Here is a 12,038-nt window from a genome sequence, read left to right on the forward strand (position 1 = left end):
TACATCATGGATCCAAGTTGGGTTGCGGGGCAAGTGCCAGGTTAAGATCGGGGGTATGCAGCGCTGGGTTCTCCACATCGATATGGACGCGTTTTTCGCCTCCGTCGAGCAGCTGACCCGGCCCACCCTGCGCGGGCGCCCCGTCCTCGTCGGCGGCCTGGGCGGCCGCGGCGTGGTCGCCGGGGCCAGCTACGAGGCCCGCGCCTTTGGGGCCCACTCGGCGATGCCCATGTACCGCGCCCAGCAACTGGTCAGCGCCCGTGCCGTCGTGATCCGCCCCCGGCGCGTGGTCTACCAGGCCGCCTCCCGGCGCGTCTTCGAACTGATTTCCTCCCGCGTCGGGCTCATCGAGCAGCTGTCCATCGACGAGGGATTCATGGAGCCGGCCGAGCTGCAGGGCGCTTCTGCCCAGACCGTCTTCGACTGGTCCGAGGAGCTGCGCGCGGCCATCCGTGCCGAGACCGGCCTGCCGTGCTCCATCGGGGCGGGCACGGGCAAGCAGTTCGCCAAGATCGGCTCGGGCGAGGCCAAGCCGGACGGCACATTCGTCATCCCCGCGGACCAGCAGCTGGACTTCCTCCACCCGCTGGACGTGGCCAAGCTCTGGGGCGTCGGCCCGGTGACTGCGCAGAAGCTGCACTCGATTGGGATTAAGACCATCGGCGACTTGGCCAGCCTGAGCAAGCGCGAGGTGGAGATCTCGGTCGGTTCCGTGGTCGGCGGCCAGCTGTGGGAGATGGCGCGCGGCATCGACCCGCGCGAAGTCGCCCCGCGGGCCATCTCCAAGTCGATCTCCGCCGAGCACACCTACCCGAAGGATCTGATAACGGAGGCGGAGGTGGACGCGGCTATCGACCGCGCCGCCGAGGGCGCGCACGTCCGCCTGCTCAAGGACGGGCGGGGAGCGCGCACCGTGACGGTCAAGCTGCGGATGGCGGACTTTCACATCGAGTCGCGCTCGGCGACCTTGCCCTACGCCACCGACGACTTCGAGACCCTGCGCGCCGCGGCGTTCAAGCTGGCGCGCTACCCCGCGGAGTTGGGCCCCATCCGCCTAGTCGGCGTGGGCTATTCCGGGCTGGAAACCGCCCGGCAGGACGTGCTCTTCCCCGAGCTCGACCGCGAGATCGTTAGGCCCGTCCCGCCGGATAGCGACTTCGAGACCGGCGTGGCCGATCGCACGGTAGATACGGGCCCCGTGGCCGTCGATGTCGCCGATACCCCGGATAGCCAGTGGGTGGCCACCCAGGACGTCTACCACCCGGACTACGGACACGGCTGGATCCAGGGGGCGGGCCATGGGGTGGTCAGCGTGCGCTTCGAAACGCGCGCCACCGGCCCCGGGCGCACCAAGTCACTTCCCGACGACGACCCGGACCTGGTGCCTGCTGATCCGCTGGACTCGCTGGCCTGGGACGAGTGGTTCCTAGCCCGCGAGGATGACCTCGCCGGTCTGGACGAGGACTAGAAGCTAAAGACCTCGGCCGGGTCCACGCCCCCGGCCAGGCAGGCCGCCAGCAGGATCCGGGCCTGCCCTGGGCGCAGCGGTCCCGCGCCCAAGGCTCCCGCCGCGCCCAAGGATGCGCCCCCGCCGTCACCGCCGTAGGCCAGCCGCACCGCGCCGTAGGGCGAGCGGGTCGAAATCACCACGCTGGTCCCGGCCCGTAGCGCCTCGCCCAGGGCCTGGCCCATCGCCGGGGACATGTTGCCCGAGCCCATGGCCGCGACGACGATGCCGCGGGCTCCGCTGGCCACGGCGGCATCGATAAGCTCGCGCTCGGCGCCCGGGTAGGCCGCGAGGGTGGCAACCGGGGCGGTATCCAGCGCGCCCGCCGGCAGCGGGAAGCGGGCAGAAAGCGCGTGTGGGACCTCGAGCGACTCGAAGGCGTCGAGTTGGCTGGTATGCCGCTTGCGCACGCCTGCCGCCGGCAGCGTCTGTCCGCCGAAGCAGACCCACGCCCCGCCGGTGGCAGCGCCCGCGTGGTGGCAGGCGGTGTCCAGGGCCAGCTGCAGGTTGCCCGGCCCGTCGGGGTCCGGGTGGTCGGCGGCGCGCTGGGCGCCGGTAAGTACCACGGGCTTGGCAGGCGCTAGCTGGCAGGCCAGGGCCATGGCCGTTTCTTCCAGCGAATCGGTGCCGTGGGTTATCACCACGCCGGCGGTGGCGGGATCGGCCAGTAGCCCGCGGACCTCGGCCAGCAGCCCGTCCAGGTCGGCCGGCGTGATGGCGGAAGAATCCAGCTGCAGGTAGTCCACGGCGCGGACGGGCAGCGGGTGCTCAAGCCCCTGCACCAGGTCCGCGGCCTGGTGGGTGGGCACCAGCGCGCCGGAATCATCCTTCGTGCAGGCTATGGTTCCGCCGGTGGCCAAGACGACGATGGACGGGGACGCGGAGGTGGAATTCATGCGCTCCAGCATAACCTTTGGGGGGCTGCGAGCGGGGAGAGTTTGGGAATTGGCTGATAGCTCCGGCGCGCGTGTTTCGCAGGTGGCGGCAAAGCCGGTAGCATAAATAAGGCTGACAGGCGCGCTCTGCAAGACCGCGCGCTGGACCCTATGCAAGGAGATCTTTTTCGTGATTAACGCTCAACTTGGTCGTCGGATTTCCGCCGCGGCACTCGCCACGGCCGCCGGGCTGGCGCTGGCCGCCTGCTCTTCCGACGAGGAAGAGAACAACGCCACCGACTCCGCCGCGACCACCCAGGCGGAATCCGCCGAGGGTACTGACGGCTCCGCCGGCGCGGAGGGGGACAGCGCGACCCCGGAGCAGCCGACCGCCGCGGACCTGAACGCCGTGTTGGCCACCGCCACGGACCCGGCCGCCTCCGAGGAAGATAAGGTCGCCACCGTCCAGGGCGGCGAGACCGCCCCCGAGCTCTTCGAGACCATGGCCGCCTCCAAGGCCGAGACCGGCGCAACCTTCGAGGTCGTCGACCCGGTCCTGCCGGGCTACGCCCCGCAGTCCGTGCTGGCCACCGTCAATTTCAGCGTCCCCGAAGAGCCCGGCCAGACCGCCGACAACGTCGAGTTCGTCTACGAAGACGGCAAGTGGAAGCTGTCCCAGTCCTGGGCCTGCACCCTGATCACCAACACCGTCGCCCCGGAGCAGGTGCCGGCCATGTGCACCGACGGCAGCGTCGAAAACAACGACGGCGCCGTCAGCGAGCAGTAAGCCCGCCCGCCGCCGCGCAACTATTGAGCCGAAGACCCTCCCCGCCCTAGCGGCCGGGAGGGTCTCGTGCCATGCGGGGCCGGGGTTCTAGGAAAAGTCCAGCGCGGTGGCGGAGGTCTGGACCACGCGCACCTCGGACTCCGGGGTGCCGTAGGTGATCTTGGTGTGCATGCTGACGTTGCCGGCCACGGGCAGGGGCTTGCCCAGATCCACGGTCAGCGAGCCCGTGCTGTTGGTGCTCGAGTCCAGTACCTTCAGCTCCTGACCCTCCAGATCGGTTCCCTCCGCTTGGCCGTCCAGCGACAGCGCGCCCAGCGACGGGCGCTGGTGGATCTCCACGCCCAGCTCCGCGCGCCCATCCGCAAGCGATTCCAGCGTGTAGGTCGTCTCCTGCAACAACACCGCCTCACCCGGCACGCGCGACTCTACGGTCCAGGTCGCGCCGGGGCCGATCTCCTCGTCTGGGAAGACCACGGGCAGGGCCGTCAGCTTGGTGATGGCCTGCTCGGCGATCGCCCGTGCGGTATCCGTGGATTCCTGCGGGGCGGCCAGGCGCAGCGAAGACATCTGGCCGTTGTCCTCGGCGCGCCAGCCGAACTGGAAGCCCTCGGCCGAGGAGATATCGGAATCGCCGTCGAAGCCGGGCTCGCCCACGGTGAAGAAGGCATTCCGGGTGGCCGGCGCCTGGCCCTCGGTGGCCTCGGAGGCCTGTTCCACGGAGCCTTGAAGTGGCAGGTGAGTGGTGGCGGTGTCGATGTCCTCGGCGCGGAAGTCGGCTGCGGCATCGGCCCGCAGGACGTCCTGCTGGAAGCCTTCCGTGATATCCAGGTTGAGCTCCTGCTCAGAGTCGATGTCGGCGAAGGCGAGCACCTTCTTGTCGCCCTGGCCGGTGGATTCGACGGTCACGCGTGGGGCATCGACAGCCATGCCCACGGGCTGCTCCACGGCCGGGCCGGGGGCTTGGTAGTTGCAGCCGGCCAGCAGCAGGGAGGTGACTAGGACAGCGGGGATAGCTTTAACACGAAACACGTATTCCAAATTACCGGATCGATACGTTTACAATGGACCGGGTGAGCCCAACTAAAAGGAGAAATCTCGGATTAATGGCCACCATCGTGGTGGCGGTGGCAGTCCTCGACCAGGTGACCAAGGCGGTAATGCTGGCGTGGCTCGACGAAGGCGAAGCCGTCGCCGTCATCGGGGACTGGTTCCGGTTCTTCCTCGTCTTCAACCCCGGGGCCGCCTTCTCCATGGGCGGGGAGGGGGCCACCTGGCTGTTTACCACCATCCAGCTGGCCTTCGTCGTGGGCGTGGCTATAGCCGCCCCGCGGATCAAAGACCCCGGCCAGGCCGTCGGGTTGGCGATGATCGCCGGCGGCGCCCTGGGCAATTTTATCGACCGTATCGCCCGCGAACCGGGCTTCTGGTTTGGCCACGTCGTGGACTTCATCTCCGTGGGATCGTTCGCCGTGTTCAACATTGCCGACGCGTCCATCACCATCGGGGTGGTCATCTTCATCGTCGCCATGTTCCGAGAAGAAAGGAGCCAAGCCCGTGCACAGGGAGAGTAGAACGCTGCCCGTCCCCGAAGGACTCGCCGGCATGCGGGTCGATGCCGCCCTATCCAAGCTGCTCGGCTTCTCCCGGGCCACGGCCGCGCAGCTGTGCGCCGACGGCGACGTCACCGTCGACGGCAAACCCCAGAGCAAGTCCGACCGCCTGCTGGAGGGCGCCTGGCTGGACGTGACCATGCCGGAGCCGCCCAAGCCGCTCATGCCGGCCGAGGAACTGGTCGAGGGCATGGACATCCTCTACTCCGACGACGACGTCATCGCCGTGCATAAGCCCGTAGGCGTGGCCGCCCACCCCACCGTCGGGTGGGACGGGCCCACCGTCGTCGGGGGCCTGGCCGCGGCCGGGTTCCGGATTTCGACCTCGGGGCCGCCGGAGCGCAAGGGCATCGTCCAGCGCCTAGACGTGGGCACCTCCGGCGTGATGGTGGTCGCCGCCAGCGAGCGCGGCTACTCGGTGCTCAAGCGCGCCTTCAAGGAGCGCACGGTGAAAAAGACCTACCACGCGTTGGTCCAGGGCCTGCCCGATCCCATCGAGGGCACCATCGACGCCCCCATCGGCCGGCACCCGTCCGCCGGCTGGAAATTTGCCGTCACCGAGGACGGCAAGCCGGCCGTGACCCACTACCAGCTCATGGAGGCCTTCCGCGAGGCCAGCCTGCTGGAGGTTCACCTGGAGACCGGCCGCACGCACCAGATCCGCGTGCACATGTCCGCCACCGGGCACCCGTGCTGTGGGGATCCCATGTACGGCTCCGATCCCAACCTCGCGCAGCGCCTGGGGCTTATCCGCCAGTGGCTGCACGCGGTCAAGCTGGGCTTCTACCACCCGGTCAGCGGCCGCTGGATGGAAATCACCGCGCCGTATCCAGACGATCTGGCCCACGCCCTCGACGTGGTGCGCGGATGAATGGCCGTGGCTGGGCGGTCGTCGGCGTCGCCGCGGTCGGGGTGGTCTGGGCGGCCGGGGCCTTCGGCGCGCAGCCTACCGCGCCACTGCAGGGAGACCAGCTTGGCCCCGAAGCCGGCGAGGACCAGGGCGCGTACGTCGCCCGGGCCGCGGATAGCCTCGCCGCCGCTGACGATGCCACCTCCACCTACGCGCTCGTGACCTTCCGGTCCGCGCTATCTGCCCAGGACGCCGCCGACGTTGTGGAGCCGGCCGGTCGCGTCAACGCCATGCTGGTGGGCGCGTCTGAGCCCATCGCCGTGCCGGAGCCGGTCGCCGGGGCTAACCGGGCGGACGTTTTCGACGCCGCGCTGGAGCAGACCCAGGCGGGGCTGGAGGGAATCGGGCACGTCGAGATCCCCCGCGAGCTGAGCGCCGTGGTGGTCTGGGACACCGGGCAGACCCTGCGGGACATCGCCGGGGAGGGGCAGGTGGCGGCCGTGCAACCCGCGCCCGCCGATGCCGCCTGGGGCAGCTTCGCTATTCGCCCGCCGGGCGCCCTGTAGTCCGCCGCGCCCTGCGCGGCCGGTGGCGCAACAGGTCGATTAGGTAGACCGCCACGGCCACCCAGATGATGATGAAGCCGACCCAGCGCTCCGGGGGCATGTGCTCCTGGGTGACAAACAGCGCCCAGAGCATCTGCATGGTCGGGGTGATGTACTGCAGCATGCCGATGGTGGCCAGAGGCAGGTGCTTGGCGCCCTGGGCGAAGCACAGAAGCGGCAGCGCGGTGACCAGGCCGGCGCTGATGAGCAGCAGCGGGTGCAGCGGGCCTTGGTTGAAGAAGGTGCCCTGGCCGCCGGCCTCTAGGTAGATGAGGTAGCCCAGCGCCAGCGGGACCATGACCAGGGTTTCCGCCGCTACGGACCCGGTCGAGGAGATCGAGATCTTCTTCTTGAGCAGCCCGTAGATGCCGAAGCTGAGCGCCAGCGCCAGCGAGATATACGGCGTCTGGCCCGTCATGAAGGTCAGCCAGAGCACCGCGACCGCGGCGATGATGACCGCCGCCAGCTGGCCGCGGCGCAGCTGCTCCTTCAAGAAGATGATGCCTAGGCAGACCGCCACCAGCGGGTTGATGAAATAGCCCAGGGCGGCGTCGGCGACGTGGTTGGTGTTAATCGCCACGACGTACACACCCCAGTTGATGGTGATCGCCACGCCGCAGGCGGCCATCCAGCCCCAGGTGCGCAGGCTGAAGGCTTGCAGCTCCCGCCAGCCGCCGGTGGCCAGCAAGTAGGCGCCGACTAGCACGGCGGTCCACACCACGCGGTGGGCGAGGATCTCCAGCGGGTCGGCGGGCAGCAGGAGCGGGAAGAAGGCAGGGAAAAATCCCCACATCAGGTAGGCGGCGAGTGTATACAGCATTGGCTTAAAAGGTACCCCTTCCACGGCTTTAAGGCTGCCTTGACGCACCGGCTAGAATAGCCGGCATGGTCAAAAACTCCTCCTTCGTCCACCTGCATAACCACACCGAGTTTTCCATGCTGGACGGCATGGCCAAGGTGGATCTGCTAGCAGAGGAGGTCAGCCGGCAGCAGATGCCGGCTGTGGGCATGACCGATCACGGCAACATGTTCGGCTCCGACGCCTTCTACCGCCGCATGACGGGGGCGGGTATTAAGCCGATCATCGGCATCGAGGCCTACATGGCGCCGGGCTCCCGCTTCAACAAGAAGCGCCAGCTGTGGGGCAACCCGGACCAGAAGCGCGACGACGTCTCCGCCTCCGGCGCCTACCTCCACCAGACCATGCTGGCCGAGAACGCCACCGGCCTGCAGAACCTGTTCAAGCTGTCGTCGCTGGCCTCCTACGAGGGGCAACTGGGCAAATGGCCGCGCATGGACGCCGAGCTTATCGCCGAGCACGCCGACGGCATCATCGCCACCACCGGCTGCCCCTCGGGGGACGTGCAGACGCGCCTGCGCCTGGGGCAGTTCGACGAGGCGCTGGAGGCTGCCGCTATGTGGCAGGACATCTACGGCAAGGACAACTACTTCCTAGAGCTGATGGACCACGGGCTGGACATCGAAAAGCGCACCCGCGACGCCCTGCTGGAAATCGGCCGCCGCCTGGACCTGCCGCCGCTGGTGACCAACGACTGCCACTACGTGCTGGAATCCCAGGCCGCCAACCACGAGGCCATGCTGTGCGTGCAGACCGGCAAGACTCTTAACGACCCGGACCGCTTCAAGTTCGGTGGCTCGGGCTACTACATCAAGTCCGCGCAGCAGATGCGCGAGATCTGGGACGAGATGGTCCCAGACGGCTGTGACAACACCCTGTGGATTGCCGAGCGCGTCGGCGACTACAGCAAGGTCTGGGAGGAACACACCCACGACCGCATGCCGATCGCGGACGTGCCGGAGGGCTACAGCCCGACCTCCTGGCTGACCCATGAGGTCATGGAGGGGCTCAAGGCGCGCTTCCCCGACTCGGAGGTGCCGGACGACTACATCAAGCGCGCCGAGTACGAGATCTCGGTCATCGACATGAAAGGCTACCCGTCCTACTTCCTCATCGTGGCCGAGCTCATCAAGTACGCCCGGTCGGTGGGCATCCGCGTCGGACCGGGCCGTGGCTCGGCCGCCGGCGCCCTAGTCGCGTACGCGCTGACCATTACCAATATCGACCCCATCGAGCACGACCTGCTCTTCGAGCGCTTCCTCAATCCGGAGCGCCCGTCCGCGCCCGATATCGATATCGACTTCGACGACCGCCGCCGCGGCGAGATGATTACCTACGCCGCCGAGCGCTGGGGCGAGGACAAGATCGCCCAGGTGATCACCTTCGGCACAGTCAAGACCAAGCAGGCCATCAAGGACTCTGCAAAGGTGCACTTCGGGCAGGAGGGCTTCCAGATGGCCGACCGCATCAACGCGGCCCTGCCGCCGGCGATCATGGCCAAGGACATCCCGCTGGCTGGCATCACCGACCCAGAGCACGAGCGCTACTCCGAGGCCGCCGAGGTGCGCAACATGGTCGAATCCGACCCGACCGTCCGCCAGATCTACGACACCGCCCGCGGCCTGGAGGGCGTGGTCCGCCAGGCCGGCGTCCACGCCTGCGCGGTGATTATGGCCTCGGTGCGCCTGATGGACCACATCCCGATGTGGAAGCGGCCCGCCGACGGCGCCATCATCACCGGCTGGGACTACCCGGCCTGCGAGGCCATCGGCCTGCTGAAGATGGACTTTCTGGGCCTGCGCAACCTCACCGTCATCGGCGACGCCCTAGAAAACATCCGCAAAAACCGCGGCGAGGAGATCCACCTGGAGGACCTGCACGCCGATGACCCGGCCGTCAGCCGCGTCTACGACCTGCTTTCCCGCGGCGAGACCCTGGGCGTGTTCCAGCTGGACTCCGGAGGCATGCAGGAGCTGCTCAAGCGCATGAAGCCGACGGGCTTCAAGGACATCGTGGCATCGCTGGCGCTCTACCGCCCGGGCCCGATGGGTGTTAACGCCCACTGGGATTACGCCGACCGCAAGAACGGGCGCAAGGAAATCGCCCCGATCCACCCCGAACTGGCAGAACCGTTGAAGGAGATCCTGGACGAGACCTACGGCCTCATCGTCTACCAGGAGCAGATCATGCGTATCTCCCAGAAGGTGGCCAACTACACGGCCGGCGAGGCAGACGGCTTCCGTAAGGCCATGGGTAAGAAGAAGCCCGAGGTGCTCGCCCAGCAGTACGAGAAGTTCTCCGGAGGAATGTTCGACAACGGCTACTCCAAGGAGGCCGTCGATGCCCTCTGGGGCACCATCGAGCCCTTCGCGTCGTATGCGTTCAACAAGTCCCACGCCGCCGGCTACGGGCTGGTTTCCTTCTGGACCGCCTACCTGAAGGCCTACTACGCGCCGGAATACATGGCGGCGCTGCTGACCTCGGTCGGCGACAAGAAGGACAAGTCCGCCATCTACCTGTCCGACTGCCGTCACCTGGGCATCAAGGTGCTGCCGCCGGACGTCAACGAGTCCGACGTCGACTTCCAGGCAGTCGGCGAGGACATCCGCTTCGGTATGGGGGCCATCCGTAACGTCGGCGCGGACGTGGTGGAGTCGTTGATTTCCACCCGCCGCGAAAAGGGCGCGTTTACCAGTTTCTCCGACTACCTGGACAAGATCGAGCTGGCCGCGTGCTCCAAGCGCGTAACCGAGTCGCTCATCAAGGCCGGCGCCTTCGACTCCCTGGGGCACCCCCGCAAGGGCCTGATGCTCATCCAGGAGGACGCGGTGGACTCGGTGCAGACCACCAAGAAGGCCGCGGACAAGGGCCAATTCGACCTGTTCGCGGGGTTGGGCGGCGACGACTCCGAGACCGCCAACGCCTTCGCTATCGAGATTCCGGACGAGCACTGGGAGCGCAAGCACGAGCTGGCGCTGGAGCGGGAGATGCTGGGCCTGTACGTCTCCGGCCACCCGCTGGACGGCTTCGAGGAGGCCCTCGACGCGCAGACAGACACCCCGCTGCCCAAGATCCTGGCCGGGGAGGTCCGCGACAAGCAGGAGCTGCTCATCGGCGGCATCATCTCGGGCGTGGACCGGCGCTTCTCCAAGAAGGACGGCTCGCCCTGGGCCATCGTCACGGTGGAGGACCACCACGGCGCGCAGGTGGAAATCCTGGTCTTCAACAAGGTCTACTCCCTGGTCGCTCCGCAGATCGTGGAGGACAACATCATCCTGGCCAAGGTCCAGGTCAAGATCCGGGACGAGCGCATGTCCCTGTTCTGCAACGACATCCGCGTGCCCGACCTAGGCCCCGGCAACGGCGCCGGCCTGCCGCTGCGGCTGACGATGCGCACCGACCAGTGCACCATGGACAACATCGCCAAGCTCAAGCAGGTGCTGACCAACAACCGCGGCGAGTCCGACGTCTACCTGACGCTGACGTGCGGCGACGAGTCCACCATGATGATCTTGGGCGAGGATCTACGCGTGGAGCGCTCCGGCAACCTGATGGGGGATTTGAAGGCGACGATGGGCGCCGGCATCCTCGGCTAGCCGGCAGGGTGAATAAAAACGTCGGGACGGAGGCCCTCCTCAGTTAATCTAGACAGCACAGTCTACTAGGAACGAAGGAGAACCTCCCATGGCCAACAAGATTCGCACTACCCACGTCGGCTCGCTGCCGCGCACCCCGGAGCTACTGGAAGCCAACCACCAGCGGGCCCAGGGTGCGCTCAACGACGAGGAATTCCACGCCATCCTGGAGCGTTCCGTCGACGAGGTGGTCAAGCGCCAGGTCGACCTGGGCCTCGACATCATTAACGAGGGGGAGTACGGGCACATCACCTCGGGCGCCGTCGACTACGGCGCCTGGTGGAACTACTCCTTTACCCGCCTGGGCGGGCTCACCATGACTGACACCGACCGTTGGGCCAACGACGAGGTCGTGCGCTCCACCCCGGGCAACCCGCGCCTGACTTCCTTTCCGGACCGTCGCGACCGCGCGCTGTTCTCCGAGGCCTACGAGGATCCGGAGTCCGGCATCTTCACCGGCCGCTCCAAGGTGGGCAACCCGGAGTTCACCGGCCCGATTACCTACATCGGCCAGGACCAGGTTGAGGTCGACGTGAAGCTGCTGCGCCAGGCCATGGACAAGGACGGCGCCACTGAGGGCTTCGTCGCCGCTTTGTCCCCGGGGTCCGCCGCCCGCCTGAAGAACAAGTACTATGACGACGATTTCGACGTCGTGCGCGCCTGCGGCGAGGCGTTGAGCCACGAGTACAAGGCGATTACCGACGCCGGCTTCACCGTCCAGTTCGACGCCCCCGATTTGGCCGAGGCCTGGGACCAGATCAACCCGGAGCCGTCCGTGGAGGATTTCCGCGGCTTCGTGCGGGACCGCATCAACGTGCTCAACGATGCCATCCGCGACCTGCCCGTCGAAAAGACCCGCCTGCACATCTGCTGGGGTTCCTGGCACGGCCCACACGTGACCGACGTGCCGTTCGCGGACATTATTGACGAGATTCTGCAGGCCAAGATCGGTGGCTTCTCCTTCGAGGGTGCGTCCCCGCGCCACGCCCACGAGTGGCGCGTCTGGCAGGACCGCGAGCTGCCCGAGGGCACGGTCATCTACCCGGGCGTGGTCTCGCACTCCACCAACGCCGTAGAGCACCCGCGCCTGGTGGCCGACCGTATCATCAAGTTCGCCGAGCAGGTTGGCCCGGACAAGGTCGTCGCCTCCACGGACTGTGGTCTGGGTGGGCGCATGCACTACCAGATCGCGTGGGCGAAGCTGCAGTCGCTGGTCGAGGGCGCGGAAATCGCGTCGCGCGAGCTGTTCTAGCAGTTAAGTTCTCCACAGCCCTCGCCGCGTGCGGGGGCCTTTGTGTACCTAATTATGC

Annotated in this window: 10 protein-coding genes; 7 read left to right on the top strand and 3 right to left on the bottom strand. The window is 67.4% G+C overall.

Features of this window, described 5'->3' with window-relative positions:
* The first annotated feature begins 55 nt into the window (after positions 1–55).
* Positions 56–1,468, top strand: coding sequence for a DNA polymerase IV (locus HMPREF3067_RS03110; protein ID WP_070768279.1), 1,413 nt, complete (start codon positions 56–58; stop codon positions 1,466–1,468).
* On the opposite strand, the gene HMPREF3067_RS03115 is transcribed toward HMPREF3067_RS03110, so the two are convergent.
* Positions 1,465–2,403: an asparaginase gene (locus HMPREF3067_RS03115; protein WP_070768287.1), complete on the bottom strand. Its 939-nt coding sequence runs from the start codon at positions 2,401–2,403 to the stop codon at positions 1,465–1,467. The genes HMPREF3067_RS03110 and HMPREF3067_RS03115 overlap by 4 nt on opposite strands.
* Before the next feature lie 169 nt (positions 2,404–2,572).
* Between HMPREF3067_RS03115 and HMPREF3067_RS03120 the strand changes: the two genes are divergently transcribed.
* Positions 2,573–3,169 (top strand): WKL family lipoprotein, encoded by a 597-nt coding sequence (locus tag HMPREF3067_RS03120; protein WP_246819217.1) that lies wholly within the window; start codon positions 2,573–2,575, stop codon positions 3,167–3,169.
* 87 nt (positions 3,170–3,256) lie between these two features.
* Here the strand turns inward: HMPREF3067_RS03120 and HMPREF3067_RS03125 are convergent, their stop codons facing one another.
* Positions 3,257–4,198: a hypothetical protein gene (locus HMPREF3067_RS03125; RefSeq protein WP_070768280.1), complete on the bottom strand. Its 942-nt coding sequence runs from the start codon at positions 4,196–4,198 to the stop codon at positions 3,257–3,259.
* Positions 4,199–4,230: 32 nt separating this feature from the next.
* Here HMPREF3067_RS03125 and lspA point away from each other — a divergent pair, with 32 nt between their 5' ends.
* From lspA to HMPREF3067_RS03140, 3 genes are read left to right on the top strand one after another with little or no spacing between them, the layout of a single operon-like run.
* Positions 4,231–4,740: a signal peptidase II gene (gene lspA, locus HMPREF3067_RS03130; RefSeq protein WP_070768281.1), complete on the top strand. Its 510-nt coding sequence runs from the start codon at positions 4,231–4,233 to the stop codon at positions 4,738–4,740.
* A complete protein-coding gene (locus HMPREF3067_RS03135) occupies positions 4,724–5,650 on the top strand; it encodes an RluA family pseudouridine synthase (protein WP_070768282.1) in 927 nt (308 codons plus the stop codon). The genes lspA and HMPREF3067_RS03135 overlap by 17 nt, the downstream gene beginning before the upstream one ends.
* On the top strand, positions 5,647–6,195 hold the full coding sequence (locus HMPREF3067_RS03140) for a hypothetical protein (protein ID WP_070768283.1): 549 nt from the start codon (positions 5,647–5,649) through the stop codon (positions 6,193–6,195). Before HMPREF3067_RS03135 ends, HMPREF3067_RS03140 begins: the two co-directional genes overlap by 4 nt.
* Here the strand turns inward: HMPREF3067_RS03140 and rarD are convergent.
* A complete protein-coding gene (rarD, locus tag HMPREF3067_RS03145; protein WP_070768284.1) occupies positions 6,170–7,054 on the bottom strand; it encodes an EamA family transporter RarD in 885 nt (294 codons plus the stop codon). The two genes, HMPREF3067_RS03140 and rarD, sit on opposite strands and share 26 nt — an antisense overlap.
* Before the next feature lie 65 nt (positions 7,055–7,119).
* Here rarD and dnaE point away from each other — a divergent pair, with 65 nt between their 5' ends.
* Together dnaE and HMPREF3067_RS03155 are read left to right on the top strand one after the other, a co-directional pair.
* A complete protein-coding gene (gene dnaE / locus HMPREF3067_RS03150; protein ID WP_070768285.1) occupies positions 7,120–10,689 on the top strand; it encodes a DNA polymerase III subunit alpha in 3,570 nt (1,189 codons plus the stop codon).
* Positions 10,690–10,777: 88 nt separating this feature from the next.
* Positions 10,778–11,980, top strand: coding sequence for a cobalamin-independent methionine synthase II family protein (locus HMPREF3067_RS03155; RefSeq protein WP_070768286.1), 1,203 nt, complete (start codon positions 10,778–10,780; stop codon positions 11,978–11,980).
* Positions 11,981–12,038: the final 58 nt, after the last annotated feature.

Source organism: Corynebacterium sp. HMSC04H06, from assembly GCF_001815935.1.
Classification (GTDB): domain Bacteria; phylum Actinomycetota; class Actinomycetes; order Mycobacteriales; family Mycobacteriaceae; genus Corynebacterium.